This is a genomic window from Vogesella urethralis, assembly GCF_007644045.2.
GTDB lineage: Bacteria > Pseudomonadota > Gammaproteobacteria > Burkholderiales > Chromobacteriaceae > Vogesella > Vogesella urethralis.
The window spans coordinates 1-16,143 of record NZ_VMDW02000129.1; the positions used below are offsets into that span (position 1 = coordinate 1).

The following is a 16,143-nucleotide window of genomic DNA, read 5'->3' on the forward strand; positions in this document are numbered from 1 at the left end:
TTCTTCATGTCCAACTCCTTGTCATGGTGGATTGGACGCTAAAGTCACGCGCTACTCAAGATGGGGTGGACGTCGATCGCACCTTATTTTCAAGCGTGAAGCCTGCTGATATAATGTGTTTTAACGGTTGGCCGGTATAGCTCAGTTGGTAGAGCAGCGCATTCGTAATGCGAAGGTCGGGGGTTCGACTCCTCTTACCGGCACCATTAAAATCAATGGGTTAGGCGATTCTCTCGCTTAGCCCATTTTGTTTTTGTGCCGTATTTGTGCCATTGCCTCCTAATATGGCGTCGATTTGTCGCGCATGCTCTGTTAAATGTGACGGCGCTAAATGCGCATAGCGGCGAACCATGTCGATCGACTCCCAGCCGCCCATTTCCTGCAGCACAGATAAAGGCACGCCGGCTTGTACTAGCCAGCTTGCCCAGGTGTGCCGCAGGTCGTGAAAGCGAAAGTTTTCGATGCCTGCCCGCTTGAGCGATGCGCGCCATGCGGTGTTGCCATCGATGCGCATCTTTCGCACCGCTGCCGTCTTTGTGCCGTCTGGTCGGACGGCTTCTTCTGTATGAACGAATACCCAGCGGCTGTGTTTGCCGAGCTGGCCACGCAGCACGCTGCAGGCCGTGTCGTTTAGTGCTACGCCGATGGCTTTCCCTGCCTTGGCATCTTCTGGATGTATCCACGCTACTTTGCGCTGCATGTCGATCTGGCTCCATTCCAGATTGACGATGTTGGCGCGGCGCAGGCCGGTGGCTAGCGCAAAGACGACGACGGGGCGCATGTGCTCGCTTTGTGCGTCGATCAGTCGCTGTGCCTCTTCGCGTGTCAGCCACCGGATGCGCTTGTTGGCGACCGGTGGGCATTTCACGGTAGGTGCCTTTTCGAGCCACTTCCATTCGGTTGCAGCTCGGTTGAGTAGGGCGCGGATAAATGCCAGGTGCGATGCTTTGGTGGCAGTGGCCACCGGTTTGGGCTGGTAGGGCGGCACAGGCAGCCGCTGTCGCTGCAGGCTGTCCCGCTTTGCCTCCCAGTTCATCCGGTGGCGGCGGTCGGTCATGGCCGCAATGGCTTGATTTATCGCTCGCTCGTTGATGTCTGCCAGCGGGCGGCCGGCGAAGTGTTCCAGGAAGTAGCCTATTTTCGACTTGTCATCGTCCAGGCACTTCTTGTGCTGCTTCTCTTCCAGCCACCGCAGGCATGCTTCGTCAAAGGTCTTAACCGGCACTTCGCCGAGCTTGGCTGTGCGCCAAGCCTCGGCTTTCATGCGGTCGTGCAGTTCTAATGCCTGTTTTTTGTCCTTTGTGCCAAGAGACGATCTAACTCGCTGCCCGTCCGGCGTAGTGAAATCACAGTACCAGGTGCCGTTCCTGAGCTTGATGGCCATGTGCCTTTCTCCTTGTTTGTGCCTTCAAGCGCATCCACCGCGCCAGTATCTTGCTGCTGGCGGATGGATGCAATGCAGTCTGATTTCAGAATGAGAAGTTTGCCGCCCCGGCTGGCGGTTTTGATGGCCTTCAGCCGGCCGCCTGCGATCCAATCGCGTAGTGTGCGCTGGCCCAGTCGCATGAAGGCTGCGGCTTCTTTCAGGGTGAGGACGCAATCATCCATGGTCGGCTCCATGAGAAAGGCCAGCGCTGGGCTGGCCTTGGGGTGTTGGTGGGTGCGCTGGGCATGGCCAGCGTAAGCTGTCGTCGCCGCTTGAGCAGGTGCAGGTGGGTGGTGTTGGGGTTGGCGGCGCTTTCTCGGGTGTGATGATCCAGCCGCCGTCGATGAGGCGTATGTAGCCCGGTTCGCAATTGGGTGTATCTGGGCAGCCGCCGCAGGCGAGTAGGTTGCTCAATTGGCAGCCGCAGATATTGTCGAGATAGAGACCGTCAAAGCCGTGCTGCTGTAGGTAGTGCAGTGTGATTGTTCTGACGTCCATCACGTACCTCCTTCCTTTTTGATGGTGACGGCCAAGTCGTCGAGGCTGCCGCCGTTGGCCAGCCATTGCTTTACCCACATGGGCTTCTGGCCGTTGCCTGACCATTTCATGAGTTCGCCGCCTGATTCCATGATGTAGAACGTGACGCTGCTTCGGGCAATGCAGTAGTTGGCCAGGATGCGGCGGCGACTGGCGGGGGTGATCAGGTGGGCGGCGGCGCGGCCTGTGATGGGGTGGTCTAGGGTGAGGGCGAGCTGTGTCATGGGGTGGCCTCTACGCGCTTGAACTCCACCACCCATACCCAGGGGTTGGCGTTCCAGCCGTGCTCGCCCCAGCCATGCCTCACCGTCCATAGCATCGAATACAACTCTTCGGGGGCGTACCAGTGCGCGTCTGCGTCAAGCAAGTCCTCGCAGTGCTTCACGCCTTCGGCTAGTGCGTCCGCGCTGTCGATATCCTGCAGGCGCTCGATACGCACGTCGGTAATCTCCAGCAGGATGCGGCTGGCCCAGCGGGGCATTAGCATGGTGTTTTGATGCGTGCAGGCTGGATTGCTCCGGCCGTCGGCAGCGTGTAGTGCAAGGCTATGGGCGAAGAGGCAGCAGCTCGGCGCATTAAAAATGCTGGGCAAGCGCCATGCTTCACGCGCCCATAGCCGGTCGCCGGGCTGGCCGTAGGGGCATTCGGCCAATATTTCCGGCAGGGCATTCGGATAAACAAAGCTGTGAGTGCCGCGCAGGCTCTTCACGCCAAGCCACGGGAAGTGCGCAGATGGCGTCGGCGGGTTTTTCATAACGCGCCGCATCTGCGTTTTCTGGCCGGCCAGAATGGCGCGGATCATCGCGCCGCTGAATAGAATTGGGCGTTCTTTCATGCTGCCTCCTGGATTGCGGTGAGGATGTCGCGCATCACGGGTGGGCAAACTGCATTGCCCAGCATGTGCACGGCTAGCCGGTGTTGTTCCGGCAGGATGTAGTCGGGGCGAAAGCCCATGGCGGCGCGGCATTCCTGTGCGGTCAGCATTCGCATGCGGTCGCCGTCGATCACTGCCCAGCGGTCGCGGGTGGTGATCGTGCCGATGGGGCGGGCCAGGCTGCGGCCTGTCTCGCCTGAGCCGGTGCCGTAGTACGGTGCCAAGAAGCGGTCCCCAAAGCGGGCGCGGCCGGCGGCAATGCGTTTCAGCGTGGCATCACTCCGCCCCGGCTTGGCAATCGGGCTCCACTTGCCGCTGGTGAAGTCGATGAAGCTGTCGGCGCCTGCGTGCTCGCGCTTGGGCAGCTGTAGCTCGATGGGGTGCTTGCTGCGAGTCATCACCAGATAGAGGCGCTCGCGGTTCTGTGGCACGCCATGGTCTGCCGCGTCTAGCACATAAGGCTGGATGGCATAGCCAAGCGCGTGCATTGCCTGGCGCCATGCCGGGTAAAGCAGCCAGCGGGTGAAGGCTGGCACGTTCTCTACCACGATCACGTCCTGCAGGTGGTATTCCGCAATGGCCACCACTGACCAAGCTGTGGCGCGGCTGCTGTCGTGTTGCGGGTTGCCATTGGCTTTGCCGCGTGCCGGGCTGTGCCCTTGGCAGCATGGGCTGGCGGTGAATACGTCGTGACGCGGAATGGATGCCGGGTCTACCTGGTGCATGTCCTGGCAGACGTGCTGCGCTGTGGGGTGGTTGCGTGCGTGCAGCTCGACGGCGGCTGGCCAGTGGTTGCCAGTCCAGACGACATCTGCCCCTGCCATGCGTGCGCCCTCGCTTGAACCGCCCAGGCCTGCGAAACCATCGGCTACCCTCATTTTGCCTCCAGTACAAGTTGTTGGCTGCCTTGGCCGTTGATGCCGTGGTGCAGGCTGGCGTCTGCGCCGGTTGCTTTGCCTGCGTGGAATGCGAGGGCATCGCCTGTTGTTGCTTTCCGGCCTTTCATGCGATCTGATGCGCCCAGTTGGCCAATGTCGCGGTGCTTTATTTCCATGTATTGCTTGATGACTTCTGCGTCACGCTCGCCCGCGTGCTGGGTGATCTGTTTCGATACGGCGCTGAGCCAGCCTTGGCAAAAGATGTCAGCACGGCGGGTTTTAGTCTGGCTTCTGAGGTAGGTGCATTGGGTTTCGATGAAGGTCTTGCGGGCGCGCTTGATCTGCCGGTAAAGCTGGGCAAATGCGTGACTGGCGATGTCGGGATTGGCGTCTCGGCCAATGAATACCCAGTGGGCAGTGTTCCATTGGCGGGCGTGGATGGCTTTGCAGCCGAATGCGTCGGCAATAAGGCCGCACAGCAATTGCTCCCACTTGGCCGGTCTGGTGAGTGCGCCGGCCTTGGTGTTGCTCTCGCGGATGTCGCTGATGGCGATATCGGCCTGGCTGAGACCATGCTTTGCCATCAGTGCCTGTGCTTGGCGGATGGCTGCTGCTGCTTCGTGTTCGTTGCTGCTCTCTGCGAGGCGCAGGCATTTCTTGATTTTGCGGAGGATGCTTTCGTCTTGCATGTCGTTCTCCAGAATTGATCAGGCCACCGCATGGGTGGCCTGTTGGTGCTGGGTGGGCAGCTGGGCTTTGCGCCGTAGATCGGCCTGCAGGTTGCGTATGCCGCGCCAGCTGTCGGATGGGGTGCTGCAGATCCTGACGCGCTGCCCGTTGGGCAGTAGCAGCGTGTGGTGCTTGCCGCTGGGCAGTAAGGTTGCGCCGGCGGCAAGGTAGGGCTGCAGGGCTTTGCGGATGTCTTTGTTCATACGGCGTTCATCATGTTGAACGTGCTGCTGTGCTGCTGCGGCAGGTGGCTGCGGCTAAAGCTGCGGCCGGTGGTGTGGCGGATGCTGATGATGCGGCCAGTGAGCTGCTGCAGGCTGGCGGGTACGCAGGCGCGGTTTTCGCTGATGCAGGCTGCGATCTTGGTGCTGTGTGCCTCTTCTTCCTGCTGCTCTTCCCGCGCTAGGCGGGTGGCGGATGGGAAGGGTGGCCGCTGGTATTTGTAGCAGCCGCAGCTTGGCGTGCCGCCGCTGGCGGCGGTGCGGATGGCGGTGTTTATGATTCTTTCCACCAACTTGCCGCAGTCGCACTGGAACAGCCAGACGGGTTTGCCGTGACTGCTCTTGCCTATGTGACGCAGTGGCGTGAGCCGGCCCAGCTTTTCATTTTTAGAACGGAATGTCATCGTCCATGTCCTCTTGCATGCGGGGTTTGGGGTCGGCGCCACCGCGTTGGCCGGGCTGGTGGTCGGCTGGCGGCTGGTTGCTATCGCGGCTGCCCTGCAGGGTGAGTGCGTTGGCGCGCACATCGGGCGCTAGGCGCTTGATGCCTTCCTTGTCTTGCCATTCGCGCAGCGTCAGCTGGCCGTAAACGGTGACAGGGCTGCCGCGCTTCAGGTAGTTCTTCAGGCTTTCGGCCTGCTTGCCCCAGATCGTGCAGTTAAACCAGTTGGTGGTTTTGCGCTCGCCAAAGCCGATGTCGCTGGCGACGCGAAAACTCAGGACCGGCTCGCCGCCGGGGGTGTAGCGCAGGTCGGGGTCGGCGGCCAGGCGGCCGTCAAAGCTGATGCTGTTCATGGTGCTTCCATCAAGTAGAACGACAGCGCCCCATCGCGGGCGTCTGCGGGTGGGTTGATCTGCCAGCGGTGGCCGTTTAGGAAGACGCGGTGGCCGGTGGCGTGGATATCGGTGAGCAGGTTTGCCGTGACGTGCTTGGCGATCAGGCGCGGTGCAATGTCGGCTGCCATGGGCAGTTGCGGCGGGTGGGCGTCCACCTGGTGGCCTTGGGCTTGCAGCTGGGCTGCCAGATGGTCGGCGCGGTCGTAGCAGGCGCGGTGCTGTTCCAGGCGCTGGATGGTGTGGCTAAGCTGCTGCCCGAGCTGGATGATGGCGCGGGTGGCGATGGGGGTCGGTCTATCCATTCGGCTATTCCGTACAAGGCAATGAAAAGGGCGCCGCATACGACGCCCCGTAGGATGTGGCAGATGGCGGCCAGTGCCGCGCGGTGTTTCATTTGGTGATGCGGCGGCTGGCGGTGATGCAGCCCAGCAGCAGGCGGCCAACGGTGCTGGCGATGTCGAGTACGGTTTTCATGCGGCTTCCTCCTGGCTGTCGGCGTCGTCGATCAGGGTGGCCCACAGCGACAGCATGTATTCGCTGCTGGCGCTGCCAAAGGCGATCATTTCGCCGCGCTGGCGGTTCAAGGGCAGGTAGTGCGGGCGCTGTTGCGCCAGCTGGTGGATTTGCAGGCAGGACAGGTTGTGGATTTCCACGTCCACGATGATGTCGCGGCCGCCGTGATGGGTGCGCGGCTGGCTGGTGATAACCACTGCGCCGTGCAGCTGGTTGTGGCCAAGCTGGTTTTGCACGTCCAGCAGGAACTCGTCTGCCGAGCGGCACAGGGCGGCAATGTCATCGCTGACGGTGGGCAGGCTGGCTGCGATCAGGTCTTTCAGTGTCGGCATGATGGGCTCCTTACTTCGGGCGATAGGCTTTGGTGTGGTCGCGTACGCGCCAGTCTGCTGCGTGCTGTTCCCAGACCTCGCCGATGAACGCAAAGTAGCCATAGTCATCGCGTTCGCAGGCGCGGGCGTCCATGCGCAGTACGATCATGCAATCTTCAAACAGCGCATCGTCCAGGCTGGGCAGCGCGGTAAGGTCGAGCGGGAAGCGGCGGTCGTTGTAGAGGCCCAGCAGGAAACGGGCGCAGATGCCGGCTTGGCCGGTGTCGCGGCGGGCGGCCTGTAGCACGCGCAGCAGTGCGCGTTCGCCGTCGGCGATGATTTCGTGATGCCGCTGTCTTGCGGCTTCCATCTGCTGTGCAAAAGTCTGGCTCATAGTCTGGCCTCCTGTGCCATGCGGCGGGCTTCTATCTCGCGGCGGGCGTTGGCGTTGCGGATGTCTTGCGGGGTGGCTCTGGTGGGTGGTTTGCCGGCCAGTGCGATGCTTTGCACTTCGGCGCGGGCCTGCTCGGCAGCACGGCGTGAGTAGTATTTGCTCATGGCGTGGTGTGGTAGCTGATGGGTCGGGCGGCCAGCAGGCCGGTGCTGGTGAACATGGGCTGGTGCAGGTGCTGGATGCCCAGGGCGTGAAAGTCGCGGCTGGTATCCATGCGGCGCGGGAAAATCACCAGGTTGCCTTCGCGGGCTGCGGCTTGCATGGCGGCGCGGATGCGGATCAGGTTCTGTACGGTCAGGGTTTGCATGATGGCTCCAGTGCGGCCATGCGGCCGCTGCGGGTTAGATCAGGTTCAGGTCGGCCAGCGCTTGCTGGTAGGTGTTCCACACACGCTTGAGGCGGTGGCGGGCGCTGGGGCTGTAGCCGGGGTGCTGGATGGCTTCGGCGTAGGTCAGGCCGTCGCTGCGCACGGCGTTGATGTCGGCGCCGAAGGTGTGGCGGTCATAGTCCGGCATGTGGATGACGCCGGCAAAGCGGTGGCGGTTGTCTTTGTACAGGGCGCTGTCTTCGATGCCGCGCCCTTGGTATTCCACCGGGCCAAAGAAGGGATTGCACCAGGCCACGATGTCGGCTTCCTGCAGGTCGGTGAGGATGGCGTGCAGGCCGTTGGCGGTTTCGACAAAGTCCAGCCCGCCGATCAGCGGCACATGGATGACGACGCGCAGGTCGTTGTCGGTGAGCAGGCCCAGCGCGTCGCTGCCCAGCAGGTAGGCTTTCAGCGGCACGAACACGGCGGCGCCGGTATCGATGACGACGTGGCCGTCGTGGTCGAGTACGCGCTCGATCATGGTGTCGAACTGTCGCGGGTCGATCTGCTGGTGGTTGTTCAGCAGTTCCAGCTCCTGCACCTGCAGCGCGGTGATGCGGCTAAAGGTGCGGTTTACCGGGTCGGTGTCCAGGCACAGCGGCAGCGTGCCGCTGGCGGCGAGGTGCTGCGCTACCAGGCTGGTGATGCCGCTTTTGAGGCAGCCGCCTTTGCCTTGCATGGTGATGTGTACGGTGCGTTGCATGGGGTTCTCCTGATTACCATTTGAGGGGTTGGCCGCGCTGCTGGCGGTAGTCGCCGCGGGCGGTGGTGGTGTCTGGCTTGCTGGCGGCGGTGGCTGCCTTGGGTGGCGTGGCCGCTGCGGGGGTTTGGCTTGCTTCATTTGCTGGCGTCTTTCTTTGCTGCCGGCGTGCGGCGGCCAAGTAGTTGCGGAACATTTCCGTGGTCATGGCCATGCCTGCCTCGCTGAGGGCGGCGGCAATGTCTGCCTGTGGGGTGCCTGCCTGAATCTGGCGTTCGATATCCGGCAGCAGCTGCCGGAATTTCTCGGCCTTGGTGAGTGGCCTGCTGGGGGTGGGCAGCTGCTGCAGCGCCGCTTTGGCTTGCTGCTGCCATGTGCTTTGCTCGCTCATGTGCCGGTTATCCTGTTGTTATGTGGCTGTTATGGCGCTGTTATGTGGTTGATATAACAACGCGGTTCAAATAGAAGCGGCACGGGGTAAGCCGTGCCGATGGGGGTGCCGGTAACGCCATCCGGCTGCTTGTTGGGGGCTTTCGCCCAGCTCGAACGTGACGCCGTGACCAACGTCTTGCAGCGTCCTGATGCGGGGGCGCTGCGGGTCGGTGGTTACGCTGTTGTGGTGGTGCTTCTCGGCTGTGCTTGATTCTGTCGGCGGATGCCGAGTGCTAATTCGCGGCGGGTCCGATGACGCGGTCAATCAGCATGCCCTGCAGTTCGGCTGTCTGCTTGATCAGGTTTTCATGCAGGGTGATTCTTTCTCCCAGCTGGTTGACCGTGTTTGTCAGTGCCGCCTCTTTGGCGGCTGTGGTGGCCTGTAGCACGGCAATCTGCTGCTGTAGAGCCGCCATGCGGTCCTGCATTTGCTGTATGGGGGTTTTATGGGGGCGCTCGATCAGATGACTCAGATCGCCAGCCCGAACTGCGGCAAGAAGTTCAAGAAGCTCATCGGGTGGTTCAAGGTGGACCGTCAGGTTTGCCCCATGGGTTGTGGTGTGACCTTTGAAACCCAGTAGTGCCGGATTGTGATTGATTAGGTCCAGTGCCAACTGTCTGGTTTGCTCGGTGGTTTCGGCAAGCGCCAGTTCCAGCTCGCCAAGCGTTTTGCGGAAGCCGTCCGTGTGGGCGGCTATTTTTATTTCCATGCTGTTCTCCTGGTGTGTTCACTCGCCAGCCGTCTGGTGTCAGGCGGCTGGGAAGTGCGTTCTGTATGTCCCCAGAACGTGGGTGGCTGATGCGTTGCGGCGCGGTGTGGCGTGCGCGGCAGGGGCGTCGTGATCTGCGCGTGTGTCCGGTGACATCGCCGGCGCCTGCTCCTCGTGAGTGTGGCGACCGGCGCGCATGGGCGCTGCATCAGGTGGATGGCTTCCCGTCGGGCGGACGGGTTGCGCATTCGTGGTTTGTTTAAGAGCTAACCGCAAACGGTTTGTATGGCGCAATGATTGACCGAATACGGTTAGCTGTCAAGCGTGAATAACCGTTTGCGGTTTGCTTGTGTTGCAAAAACGGTTTGATGCATTTGGTATCATTGATGCACATGTCTTGTGCTGGGGGTGTTATGGAAGGCTTCTTTTTCTTGGTGGGTGGCTGCGTGGCTGCCTATCTGGCTGCGAAGAGTCGTGGCCGGTCCGGGTGGTGGTGGGTGCTGGGGTGGATTGGCCTGGTGTGTGTGCTGGTTATGCCGTCGCGCAAGCTGGCGCCGGACGCACCGACGCCTGAGACGCATGTGCGCTGCCCGGATTGTCGAGAGTTGGTGAGGATGGATGCGCGGAAGTGCAAGCACTGTGGATGTGCGTTGATTCCACAGGTGGGTGATTAAGTAAAACTACGAATAGATATAATTGACAACAAAGTGCAACATGGCGGCATGAATCAGACCATGCCAAACCTGTTGCGGGTGTTGTTGCCTGTAACGCCTAATCGCGGCTGTGTGCCGCCGGTGCCGGTGATGCCGGTTCCTGCTCGGGGCTGTTCCCGCCCTCGATAAACCGCTCAGACATACTGAGCGGTTTTTTTTTGAGCAGCAGGCTTTGCGCGGGGCCGGCTTGCCATAGCGCGTCCAGGATGTCGGCGGGGGTGTCGCCGGTGACGATGGCGATGGGTTCGCTGCTGATGCCTGCGGGTAGCGGCATGGCAGGGGTGAGGGTGGCGGCCATGGTGCCGGCCAGCAGTTTGCTCAGCTGCCACGCGGTGGTGTCGCCCCATAGCTGGCGGGCGATATCGGCGCAGTCGTCACCGGTGATGATCTGGCGGTAGGTGATGCCGGCCAGATCGATGGCAATGCCGATCATGATGCGTTCGCCACTGGGGCTGTGCCAGTACAGCCAGCGGCCGCAGCCGGTGTAGCCGGGTGTGCGGGGCTGGCTTTGCGGGTTGGCTGCGCGCAGCGCGGCCAACATCTTGCTCATTTTGCTCATAGTCGATTGTCTATCCAGCCTGGCGCGGCGCGTTCTGTCAGGAAGGCGTAGGCGGCGTCGATGTCTTTTCTTTTTAGCATGCTCTGCCACCACTGGTGGATGTGCGGCCATGCGGCCTGCAGGATATGGCTGTGCCGGCTGGCTTTGTCGCGGGCTGCCTGGCGCTGCTGCGGGGTGGGTGTGCCGCCCCATGCAATATGCAAGGCCTTATTGTAGAACCGCTGCTGCGTGTTGTGGCGCAGCATTTTTGCCGTCCAGTGTTGGCCGCCCAGAATGTCGGCGTGGTCGATGGCGGCAAAGTCGCCGTGGCCGGTGCTGATGAGGTTGCCGGCGTTGCCGTCGATGGCCCATAGCCACTCGTGCAGCGCGATGCAGGTAGCGGTGTCTGGCCAGACGGCCAGCTCGTCGCCCCACGTCCATGCGTCCATCGCGTTGATGGGCATGCCTTCGATATGCTCGGTTGCCCAGCATAGCCATTCCTGATCGTTGCCGATATCGACTGCCGGAAAGAGCGTGGTCAATTCGTGACGGTTCAGTACGATCAGCCAGGCGCGGCGGGCGGTGTTGATGCCGGCGGCGTGGTGCAGCAGGTGGCCGGCCACTTCGTTGGCCAGGCCTTTGCTGTCGGCCGGGAAGGCTTTGATGTGGGCGTGTACGCGGTTGGCGTACTCATCCCGGATTAAACATGCTCTGTGAAGTTGGGCTGTGGTGTGGCTGGTGGGTAGCGGGGCGATGAGGTGTCCGGTGTCCAGCAGCTTTATCACGGTTACGGTCGGGGTGGTGGGGTTATGGCTCGTAAGAGCTGGGCGAGTATATCCGCCACCGCCGGATCTGGCGAGGAGGCTAGAAAGTTGCATGCTGCGTCCAGCAGCGGGTGCTGCTCGGTGAGGGTGTTGCTGTGCGGGGTGTCCATCCAGCCGGCGGGCAGTTGCAGGCTGTGTTCGATGTGGGTTGCCATCTTGTGGCTGATGGTGCGGCTGTGCTTGCCTGGCCAAGCCAGCCAGCGGCTGACTTGCGACGAGTCGCGGCCCAGCTGCTGCGCCAATGCCACCACGCCGCCGTGTCGTTCGACAAGGCGGCGCAGGTTTTGGTGGCGTATGGCGTGCTGGCTGTGCATGTCCGTGATTGTCTCCATCTCGCTGCCGGGCAGGAATGACCGGGGCGGTCATCTGCGGTAATGAGATGGTCACGGCGCTGCATTTGATGCGGCTGGCGTGTGCCAGCTGGATATTTATTGCGGTGGTTGCTGCTTGCGCAGTTGGTCGAGGGTGGATTTCATCTCGCCCGTTTCGGCCTTGAGGTCGTTGCTGGGGCGAGGTAGCAGCTCAAATGCTTGGGCAAATGCATCAATCGTTTGCTCTGTCAGGCTGCCACGCAAAAAAGCTTCTCTGGCAGATGTTGATAAGCGGCTAACCGGATCTTGTAGCAGATAGGTGTTTGCGGTTTGCTCTTGGAATGTCAGGTGCCCTGCAACCGGCTGAAGGTTGTATTTGCCCGCTGTGCTGGTTGGCAGTCGTTGTTCCAGATTCTCGTCCAGTAGGTCGCACGCTTTCATGCCGAATTTGGCGGCAATGATCTCTACGGTATCAATTCCTGCGGCGGACGCTTGCTGCCTGATGCGATTAATGGTGCCAAGCCCCAGGCCTGTAGTCTCCGCCAACTTGTTGTTGGTTGAGTACCGATCGTGCCGCTTCATCAGCAGTTCAAGGTTTTTAGCCAGCACGGCTTTGATTGACTTTTCCATAAACGGATTATTGCCGGATTTGCAAACCGTTTGCGGCTCGTGTAGGCTAACCGTATTCGGTTTGGGAAAGTCCGGAATGGAATATCCTCTCTATAGCGCAGTCCTTGCGCAGCTTGATAAAACTCGCGGCGATTGGCCGGCAGTGGCGCGTGGCAGTGGTGTTCCACTGCCTACAGTTCGCAAGATTGGCCAGCGAGTTGCCACAAATCCGCGAATCTGCACGATTGAGCAGCTCGCGGCTTTCTTCAAGATTTCATATCAGCCCGGCGGCACCTCTGATCGGGTGCTGTCGGCTGATTCGGTTCCCCTGTTGCAGCTCGATTCCCCAGAGTAGCTGCGGCTTTTTGCCCGTCCCCACGGGCGTTTTTTATTCCCTGGTGCACATCGTAGTGGTCGTGTTTATCGATATCTACGTGAATTTTGAGAGGTTTGACACATGGACCCACTGGCAGCGGCACGCATCATCTGCGAGAGCAAACCGCATAGCATTGCGGCGGTGGCCGGCATGTTGGGTATGTCGCCCAAGGTGTTGGCTAACAAGCTCAACCCGCATAACGACACGCACCACCTGCGGCTGGATGAGGCGGTGCAGATCTCTGTGGCCACCAATGACCCGGCCATCTTGTTTGCGTTTGCCGAGCGCCTGGGCTTCGTGTGCATGCCGGCGCTGTTTGGTCCTGGCTGCGCCACGTCGCCCATTCTGGCGCTGTCCGGCTTGATGGCGGCGCATGGTGACGTGGGCGAGGCGATTGGCCTGGCTGTGGCAGATGGCCGCATTGATTGCGCTGAGTTGGCTGATTGCGAGGAGGCGTTGATGCGGGCCATGACCAAGATAGGTGAAATGGCGCTGGCTGTACGGGCTGCGCACAAGCGCGGCAGGGTGGCGGCGTAATGTCCGGCCTGCGTGCGGTGCAAAGCCTGATGGCGCGACGGGCCTACCGCGTGAAAGCGGCGCCGCCGGAGCGCAAGCGGGAGGCGGGTAGCGCCTTGCTGCGCTCGCTTATCGCGCTGCTGGATGCCGAGGAGAGGCGCCGTGAACTGGATGCAGGTAAGCGGGGCCGTTGAGGCGGATGCCAGCTACCTGCTGGCACTGCATCGTGCTGGCTGGCGTGACTGGAAAAAGCGCGAGGAGGCGCGGCTGCGCGGGCTGTATTCGCCGGAGCACATGAAGGCGGTGCAGCGCATTTTGCAGTCGAACCGAGTGGATTTTGAGCCGTATCGGCAGCTGCCAACCAGGCAGTGGTATGGCCGTGGTGAGTAATGGAGGTGGGTTGTGGTAATCACGGATGATGAATTGGCGGCGCTGCAAGGGCTGCCGCTGGGTGCGCAGGTGTTGTACCTGCGTGAGCTGAGGCCGCGCATGGATTACGTTACCGGCACGGTTGGCCGCACTCACCGCGTTAGCTGGGCTGGCATGCGCGCCACACTTGAAGTAGAGTCGCATCCCGGCATTGCCGGCGAGCTGCCTAGCCGTGACCAGGTGCGCCGGCTGGCTGGGCATCTTGAGCGTGTTGGCCTGATAGAATTGATTTCCGACATGCAGGGCAAGCGGCTGATCATGCGCCTGCCGATGGCGGTTTACGACGCTAAAGCCGCGCATGTTGGGGAGTCGGTTGTTTTTGAGGGTGGCGAGACTGATCAGCATTATTGCGCGCAAAAAAAAGCCGCCCGTAACCCGCCCGTGGCGGGTTCTTCAAAAGCCGCCACAGATTATGATTGCCTGAAATCCAGCATTGGCGCGGGTTTTGCCGATATTGAACAAGGCAAAGCCGCCCGTAACCCGCCCGTGGCGGGTTCTTCAAAAGCCGCCAGACATCCGTTATCCGTAGATAGAGATGAGATGATTGACGCGGGCGCGAGTGTGGCAGGGGGTGCCGTGCCGACTGACGCCGGCGCTGTAGACGGCGGTCAGCCAGTGGGGGTGCTGTTTCGGCGGCTGCTGGGGCAAGACGGTGTGCCAACGGCGGCGCTGGCCAAAGCGGTTGGCCGTGTGGCAGCTGTGGCGCAGCAGCGGGCAGTAGGCGAGCAGGAAATGCTGGTGGCCATTGCGGATGCCCGTAGCCGGGGCGCGGGCAATGTGGCGGCTTATGCTGCCACGACAATCGAAAACGGGTCGCTGGTGCAGGCTCCGGCCAAGGTGGTGCCGTTTGCCCAGCGCGGGGCGGGCAAGGCTGCTGGTGGCGCGGCGTCGGTGCTGGATGCAGCCTTGGGGGCAATGGGCCATGGCAGCTAGAGACCTGATGTCGCCAGCCGCTGATGGCCAGTACCTGGCGCTGGCTGGCTATGTGCTGGTGGCGCTGACTGGCTGGTGGCCGGGCAAGGTGGCGCGTGATCTGGGCGACCCGAAGGTGCAGCAGCTGTTTCTGCAGACGCTGGCTGATGGCATGGCGCGGCGGCGGATTACGCGGGATTGCGTGAACGCCGGCTTGCAGCGCATCGAGGCGGAGGGCGCGGAGTGGCCGCCGTTGGAAGTGCCCAAGCTACTGCGCTACTTCTCACCGGTACCGGACTACCATGCGGCGTTTGTGGAGGCGCAAGGCCATGCCGTGGCGCTGCTGTACGGTGAGCCGGTGTCGCCTGGCAAGTGGAGTCACCCGGCGGTGTATTGGGCGGCTGAACGGTTCGACTGGTGGGAGCTGCGCAACGCTAGCTGGCCTGGTGCGGCCAAGCGCTGGGCGCAAAAGCTGGAAGAGGTGCTGGCGTGGGGTGAGTGGCCGCCAGTGGTGGTGCATGCTCTGCCCGATGAGCGGCGGTTGCAGACCCGAGAGGTGCAGCAGCGTGAGCTGGCAAAGATGCGCGCCATGCTGGCCGGCAAAGGGTTTTGACGTGGTATGATATCGGCACTTTGAGCCAGCCCGACAGAGGTTGGCCGACAGGGAAAACTGGTCTGGGGAGATCAGGAGCTTGTGTGAAAGTCGATGTGGTTCGTGCAGTACGTTTGGCATTCGAGCGTGTAGGGTCGCAGGGTCTGAAAGCGGCGGCTTCGTTCGGTGAGGTAAGGGGCGGCGAGTCGTTGCGTGGTCGTGAGCTGGCATTGATGGACGCCGGCCAGATCGTGGCGGCGGTGGTCGGTTTGGATGCGCGGTTTAACTTGGCGCTGATGGCCAGGGTGAACGATGGCAGCATGGCGTTTCTGCAGTCGGTGTTCGATGACCTGGTTTCGTTTGTCAGTCATCATGCGCCGGAGTCTCTGGTCTACGGCAAGTCAGGCTTGCAGTATTGGGTGCGGTACTGGTTGACGGGCATGGGATCGTTCCGCGAGTTTGGCCGCGAGTTTGGCATTCACCACGACACTGCGGCGGAGTTTTACCGCCGTCACATCGAGGTAGTGCTGCAGGGTTGGTTGCTGGCAGCGTGTGGCAGCCTTGAGCCGATGTTGCAGAAAATCTACGGGGTGGAACTTGATGCCGCTTGACAGTCGAAAAATCCGCCAATAACATGCCGTCAACACCGCCAGAGTTGCGTCCAGAGAAAGCCCAAGGTTAACGCCTTGGGCTTTTTGCATTGGGCTGGTGGTTTCTGTTTCTCCTCGTTTGTCCCTTGAGCGCCCTGGCTGTGACGGCTGGGGCGTTTCCTTTTCTGGATTCTGCCATGCCGAAGTCTGCCCCTAGTCCGTGCCGCCATCGCGGCTGCAGTGTGCTGGTTCGGGATGGTTCTGGTTATTGCGATGCGCACCGCAAGGCGCTACGCCGCGAGATGGATGAGCGGCGCGGGTCGGCTGCCAGTCGCGGCTATGACTCGCGCTGGACGAAAGCCCGAGACACTTTCTTGCGGCAGCGTCCGTTGTGTGAGTGCGATGAGTGTCGCCAGCTTAGCCGTGTGCTGCCTGCGACGGTGGTCGATCACATCAAGCGTCACGGTCTGAAAGAGGCGCTGGACTCTGGCGATGTCGAGCGTATCGCCCAGGCTCAGGCTTTGTTCTGGGATAGGGCCAATTGGATGCCGATGTCCAAGCAGTGCCATGACCGCAAGACGGCGCGGGTCGATGGTGGCTTCGGCAACCGGCGGGCGTGAGGTTGGCCGCAGGGGGAGGGGTGGGTCAAAGTCTGGCGCCCCTCGCCAAAGACCGCGTGCCTAGCCAAAGATTTTTATGGCCTCTGTTTTTAGAACAGGGGGGGGTTAAAAATGCAGGGCCTCT

At 61.5% G+C, this 16,143-nt stretch carries 29 protein-coding genes and 1 tRNA gene; 9 read left to right on the forward strand and 21 right to left on the reverse strand.

Going from position 1 to position 16,143, the window contains the following annotated elements:
- Positions 1 to 130 precede the first annotated feature (130 nt).
- Positions 131 to 206: transfer RNA gene (locus FLQ03_RS16050), tRNA-Thr, on the forward strand.
- 14 nt (positions 207 to 220) lie between these two features.
- Here FLQ03_RS16050 and FLQ03_RS16055 read toward each other — a convergent pair.
- The 21 genes from FLQ03_RS16055 to FLQ03_RS16150 form a co-directional block, all read right to left on the reverse strand.
- Positions 221 to 1,384: a tyrosine-type recombinase/integrase gene (locus FLQ03_RS16055; RefSeq protein WP_144372593.1), complete on the reverse strand. Its 1,164-nt coding sequence runs from the start codon at positions 1,382 to 1,384 to the stop codon at positions 221 to 223.
- Positions 1,279 to 1,620, reverse strand: coding sequence for a helix-turn-helix domain-containing protein (locus FLQ03_RS19700; RefSeq protein WP_144372594.1), 342 nt, complete (start codon positions 1,618 to 1,620; stop codon positions 1,279 to 1,281). Before FLQ03_RS19700 ends, FLQ03_RS16055 begins: the two co-directional genes overlap by 106 nt.
- A 303-nt stretch (positions 1,621 to 1,923) precedes the next feature.
- The gene (locus tag FLQ03_RS16065) at positions 1,924 to 2,187 is read right to left on the reverse strand and encodes an H-NS family nucleoid-associated regulatory protein (protein WP_144372595.1); all 264 of its coding nucleotides are present in this window, start codon (positions 2,185 to 2,187) and stop codon (positions 1,924 to 1,926) included.
- Positions 2,184 to 2,798: an ASCH domain-containing protein gene (locus FLQ03_RS16070; protein WP_144372596.1), complete on the reverse strand. Its 615-nt coding sequence runs from the start codon at positions 2,796 to 2,798 to the stop codon at positions 2,184 to 2,186. Before FLQ03_RS16070 ends, FLQ03_RS16065 begins: the two co-directional genes overlap by 4 nt.
- A complete protein-coding gene (locus FLQ03_RS16075; RefSeq protein WP_240802295.1) occupies positions 2,795 to 3,661 on the reverse strand; it encodes a DNA cytosine methyltransferase in 867 nt (288 codons plus the stop codon). Before FLQ03_RS16075 ends, FLQ03_RS16070 begins: the two co-directional genes overlap by 4 nt.
- A 50-nt stretch (positions 3,662 to 3,711) precedes the next feature.
- Positions 3,712 to 4,404, reverse strand: coding sequence for a DUF2786 domain-containing protein (locus FLQ03_RS16080; RefSeq protein WP_144372598.1), 693 nt, complete (start codon positions 4,402 to 4,404; stop codon positions 3,712 to 3,714).
- 18 nt (positions 4,405 to 4,422) lie between these two features.
- Positions 4,423 to 4,647, reverse strand: coding sequence for a hypothetical protein (locus FLQ03_RS16085; RefSeq protein WP_144372599.1), 225 nt, complete (start codon positions 4,645 to 4,647; stop codon positions 4,423 to 4,425).
- On the reverse strand, positions 4,644 to 5,069 hold the full coding sequence (locus FLQ03_RS16090; RefSeq protein ID WP_144372600.1) for a hypothetical protein: 426 nt from the start codon (positions 5,067 to 5,069) through the stop codon (positions 4,644 to 4,646). Before FLQ03_RS16090 ends, FLQ03_RS16085 begins: the two co-directional genes overlap by 4 nt.
- Positions 5,053 to 5,460: a single-stranded DNA-binding protein gene (locus FLQ03_RS16095; protein ID WP_144372601.1), complete on the reverse strand. Its 408-nt coding sequence runs from the start codon at positions 5,458 to 5,460 to the stop codon at positions 5,053 to 5,055. Before FLQ03_RS16095 ends, FLQ03_RS16090 begins: the two co-directional genes overlap by 17 nt.
- Positions 5,457 to 5,804 (reverse strand): hypothetical protein, encoded by a 348-nt coding sequence (locus tag FLQ03_RS16100; RefSeq protein ID WP_144372602.1) that lies wholly within the window; start codon positions 5,802 to 5,804, stop codon positions 5,457 to 5,459. The genes FLQ03_RS16095 and FLQ03_RS16100 overlap by 4 nt, the downstream gene beginning before the upstream one ends.
- Before the next feature lie 168 nt (positions 5,805 to 5,972).
- A complete protein-coding gene (locus FLQ03_RS16105; RefSeq protein WP_144372603.1) occupies positions 5,973 to 6,347 on the reverse strand; it encodes a hypothetical protein in 375 nt (124 codons plus the stop codon).
- Positions 6,348 to 6,357: 10 nt separating this feature from the next.
- Positions 6,358 to 6,720: a DUF7673 family protein gene (locus FLQ03_RS16110; RefSeq protein ID WP_144372604.1), complete on the reverse strand. Its 363-nt coding sequence runs from the start codon at positions 6,718 to 6,720 to the stop codon at positions 6,358 to 6,360.
- Positions 6,717 to 6,884, reverse strand: coding sequence for a hypothetical protein (locus tag FLQ03_RS19190; RefSeq protein ID WP_170252452.1), 168 nt, complete (start codon positions 6,882 to 6,884; stop codon positions 6,717 to 6,719). The genes FLQ03_RS16110 and FLQ03_RS19190 overlap by 4 nt, the downstream gene beginning before the upstream one ends.
- Entirely contained in the window at positions 6,881 to 7,087 is a 207-nt protein-coding gene (locus FLQ03_RS16115) for a hypothetical protein (protein WP_144372605.1), read from the reverse strand. Before FLQ03_RS16115 ends, FLQ03_RS19190 begins: the two co-directional genes overlap by 4 nt.
- Positions 7,088 to 7,121: 34 nt before the next feature.
- A complete protein-coding gene (locus FLQ03_RS16120) occupies positions 7,122 to 7,850 on the reverse strand; it encodes a P-loop NTPase family protein (RefSeq protein ID WP_144372606.1) in 729 nt (242 codons plus the stop codon).
- A gap of 13 nt (positions 7,851 to 7,863) precedes the next feature.
- Entirely contained in the window at positions 7,864 to 8,238 is a 375-nt protein-coding gene (locus FLQ03_RS16125; RefSeq protein WP_144372607.1) for a hypothetical protein, read from the reverse strand.
- A gap of 274 nt (positions 8,239 to 8,512) precedes the next feature.
- Positions 8,513 to 8,989, reverse strand: a complete 477-nt coding sequence (locus tag FLQ03_RS16130; RefSeq protein WP_144372608.1) for a hypothetical protein — start codon at positions 8,987 to 8,989, stop codon at positions 8,513 to 8,515.
- Positions 8,990 to 9,760: 771 nt separating this feature from the next.
- The gene (locus FLQ03_RS16135) at positions 9,761 to 10,261 is read right to left on the reverse strand and encodes a hypothetical protein (protein WP_144372609.1); all 501 of its coding nucleotides are present in this window, start codon (positions 10,259 to 10,261) and stop codon (positions 9,761 to 9,763) included.
- Entirely contained in the window at positions 10,258 to 11,025 is a 768-nt protein-coding gene (locus tag FLQ03_RS16140; protein WP_144372610.1) for a hypothetical protein, read from the reverse strand. The genes FLQ03_RS16135 and FLQ03_RS16140 overlap by 4 nt, the downstream gene beginning before the upstream one ends.
- Positions 11,026 to 11,027: 2 nt before the next feature.
- The gene (locus FLQ03_RS16145; protein WP_144372611.1) at positions 11,028 to 11,396 is read right to left on the reverse strand and encodes a hypothetical protein; all 369 of its coding nucleotides are present in this window, start codon (positions 11,394 to 11,396) and stop codon (positions 11,028 to 11,030) included.
- A 96-nt stretch (positions 11,397 to 11,492) separates the two neighbouring features.
- The gene (locus tag FLQ03_RS16150) at positions 11,493 to 12,005 is read right to left on the reverse strand and encodes a hypothetical protein (RefSeq protein WP_144372612.1); all 513 of its coding nucleotides are present in this window, start codon (positions 12,003 to 12,005) and stop codon (positions 11,493 to 11,495) included.
- Between the two features lie 76 nt (positions 12,006 to 12,081).
- Between FLQ03_RS16150 and FLQ03_RS16155 the strand changes: the two genes are divergently transcribed.
- From FLQ03_RS16155 to FLQ03_RS16185, 8 genes are all read left to right on the forward strand, one after another.
- Positions 12,082 to 12,339 (forward strand): hypothetical protein, encoded by a 258-nt coding sequence (locus tag FLQ03_RS16155; RefSeq protein WP_144372613.1) that lies wholly within the window; start codon positions 12,082 to 12,084, stop codon positions 12,337 to 12,339.
- 102 nt (positions 12,340 to 12,441) lie between these two features.
- Positions 12,442 to 12,897: a phage regulatory CII family protein gene (locus FLQ03_RS16160; protein WP_144372614.1), complete on the forward strand. Its 456-nt coding sequence runs from the start codon at positions 12,442 to 12,444 to the stop codon at positions 12,895 to 12,897.
- On the forward strand, positions 12,897 to 13,070 hold the full coding sequence (locus tag FLQ03_RS19195) for a hypothetical protein (RefSeq protein ID WP_170252453.1): 174 nt from the start codon (positions 12,897 to 12,899) through the stop codon (positions 13,068 to 13,070). The genes FLQ03_RS16160 and FLQ03_RS19195 overlap by 1 nt, the downstream gene beginning before the upstream one ends.
- The gene (locus FLQ03_RS16165) at positions 13,039 to 13,266 is read left to right on the forward strand and encodes a hypothetical protein (RefSeq protein ID WP_144372615.1); all 228 of its coding nucleotides are present in this window, start codon (positions 13,039 to 13,041) and stop codon (positions 13,264 to 13,266) included. The genes FLQ03_RS19195 and FLQ03_RS16165 overlap by 32 nt, the downstream gene beginning before the upstream one ends.
- 99 nt (positions 13,267 to 13,365) lie before the next feature.
- On the forward strand, positions 13,366 to 14,238 hold the full coding sequence (locus FLQ03_RS16170; RefSeq protein ID WP_170252454.1) for a hypothetical protein: 873 nt from the start codon (positions 13,366 to 13,368) through the stop codon (positions 14,236 to 14,238).
- Positions 14,228 to 14,830, forward strand: a complete 603-nt coding sequence (locus FLQ03_RS16175; protein ID WP_144372617.1) for a hypothetical protein — start codon at positions 14,228 to 14,230, stop codon at positions 14,828 to 14,830. The genes FLQ03_RS16170 and FLQ03_RS16175 overlap by 11 nt, the downstream gene beginning before the upstream one ends.
- A gap of 83 nt (positions 14,831 to 14,913) precedes the next feature.
- The gene (locus FLQ03_RS16180; RefSeq protein ID WP_144372618.1) at positions 14,914 to 15,420 is read left to right on the forward strand and encodes a hypothetical protein; all 507 of its coding nucleotides are present in this window, start codon (positions 14,914 to 14,916) and stop codon (positions 15,418 to 15,420) included.
- A gap of 176 nt (positions 15,421 to 15,596) precedes the next feature.
- Positions 15,597 to 16,019, forward strand: coding sequence for an HNH endonuclease (locus tag FLQ03_RS16185; RefSeq protein WP_144372619.1), 423 nt, complete (start codon positions 15,597 to 15,599; stop codon positions 16,017 to 16,019).
- Positions 16,020 to 16,143 lie beyond the last annotated feature (124 nt).

What these genes read in the sequence shown, in the direction of transcription:
- FLQ03_RS16055 (WP_144372593.1), bottom strand. Translation starts at nt 1,384, where the DNA reads ATGGCCATCAAGCTCAGGAACGGCACCTGGTACTGTGATTTCACTACG.
- FLQ03_RS19700 (WP_144372594.1), bottom strand. Translation starts at nt 1,620, where the DNA reads ATGGAGCCGACCATGGATGATTGCGTCCTCACCCTGAAAGAAGCCGCA.
- FLQ03_RS16065 (WP_144372595.1), bottom strand. Translation starts at nt 2,187, where the DNA reads ATGACACAGCTCGCCCTCACCCTAGACCACCCCATCACAGGCCGCGCC.
- FLQ03_RS16070 (WP_144372596.1), bottom strand. Translation starts at nt 2,798, where the DNA reads ATGAAAGAACGCCCAATTCTATTCAGCGGCGCGATGATCCGCGCCATT.
- FLQ03_RS16075 (WP_240802295.1), bottom strand. Translation starts at nt 3,661, where the DNA reads ATGGCAGGGGCAGATGTCGTCTGGACTGGCAACCACTGGCCAGCCGCC.
- FLQ03_RS16080 (WP_144372598.1), bottom strand. Translation starts at nt 4,404, where the DNA reads ATGCAAGACGAAAGCATCCTCCGCAAAATCAAGAAATGCCTGCGCCTC.
- FLQ03_RS16085 (WP_144372599.1), bottom strand. Translation starts at nt 4,647, where the DNA reads ATGAACAAAGACATCCGCAAAGCCCTGCAGCCCTACCTTGCCGCCGGC.
- FLQ03_RS16090 (WP_144372600.1), bottom strand. Translation starts at nt 5,069, where the DNA reads ATGACATTCCGTTCTAAAAATGAAAAGCTGGGCCGGCTCACGCCACTG.
- FLQ03_RS16095 (WP_144372601.1), bottom strand. Translation starts at nt 5,460, where the DNA reads ATGAACAGCATCAGCTTTGACGGCCGCCTGGCCGCCGACCCCGACCTG.
- FLQ03_RS16100 (WP_144372602.1), bottom strand. Translation starts at nt 5,804, where the DNA reads ATGGATAGACCGACCCCCATCGCCACCCGCGCCATCATCCAGCTCGGG.
- FLQ03_RS16105 (WP_144372603.1), bottom strand. Translation starts at nt 6,347, where the DNA reads ATGCCGACACTGAAAGACCTGATCGCAGCCAGCCTGCCCACCGTCAGC.
- FLQ03_RS16110 (WP_144372604.1), bottom strand. Translation starts at nt 6,720, where the DNA reads ATGAGCCAGACTTTTGCACAGCAGATGGAAGCCGCAAGACAGCGGCAT.
- FLQ03_RS19190 (WP_170252452.1), bottom strand. Translation starts at nt 6,884, where the DNA reads ATGAGCAAATACTACTCACGCCGTGCTGCCGAGCAGGCCCGCGCCGAA.
- FLQ03_RS16115 (WP_144372605.1), bottom strand. Translation starts at nt 7,087, where the DNA reads ATGCAAACCCTGACCGTACAGAACCTGATCCGCATCCGCGCCGCCATG.
- FLQ03_RS16120 (WP_144372606.1), bottom strand. Translation starts at nt 7,850, where the DNA reads ATGCAACGCACCGTACACATCACCATGCAAGGCAAAGGCGGCTGCCTC.
- FLQ03_RS16125 (WP_144372607.1), bottom strand. Translation starts at nt 8,238, where the DNA reads ATGAGCGAGCAAAGCACATGGCAGCAGCAAGCCAAAGCGGCGCTGCAG.
- FLQ03_RS16130 (WP_144372608.1), bottom strand. Translation starts at nt 8,989, where the DNA reads ATGGAAATAAAAATAGCCGCCCACACGGACGGCTTCCGCAAAACGCTT.
- FLQ03_RS16135 (WP_144372609.1), bottom strand. Translation starts at nt 10,261, where the DNA reads ATGAGCAAAATGAGCAAGATGTTGGCCGCGCTGCGCGCAGCCAACCCG.
- FLQ03_RS16145 (WP_144372611.1), bottom strand. Translation starts at nt 11,396, where the DNA reads ATGGAGACAATCACGGACATGCACAGCCAGCACGCCATACGCCACCAA.
- FLQ03_RS16150 (WP_144372612.1), bottom strand. Translation starts at nt 12,005, where the DNA reads ATGGAAAAGTCAATCAAAGCCGTGCTGGCTAAAAACCTTGAACTGCTG.
- FLQ03_RS16155 (WP_144372613.1), top strand. Translation starts at nt 12,082, where the DNA reads ATGGAATATCCTCTCTATAGCGCAGTCCTTGCGCAGCTTGATAAAACT.
- FLQ03_RS16160 (WP_144372614.1), top strand. Translation starts at nt 12,442, where the DNA reads ATGGACCCACTGGCAGCGGCACGCATCATCTGCGAGAGCAAACCGCAT.
- FLQ03_RS19195 (WP_170252453.1), top strand. Translation starts at nt 12,897, where the DNA reads ATGTCCGGCCTGCGTGCGGTGCAAAGCCTGATGGCGCGACGGGCCTAC.
- FLQ03_RS16170 (WP_170252454.1), top strand. Translation starts at nt 13,366, where the DNA reads ATGGATTACGTTACCGGCACGGTTGGCCGCACTCACCGCGTTAGCTGG.
- FLQ03_RS16175 (WP_144372617.1), top strand. Translation starts at nt 14,228, where the DNA reads ATGGCAGCTAGAGACCTGATGTCGCCAGCCGCTGATGGCCAGTACCTG.
- FLQ03_RS16185 (WP_144372619.1), top strand. Translation starts at nt 15,597, where the DNA reads ATGCCGAAGTCTGCCCCTAGTCCGTGCCGCCATCGCGGCTGCAGTGTG.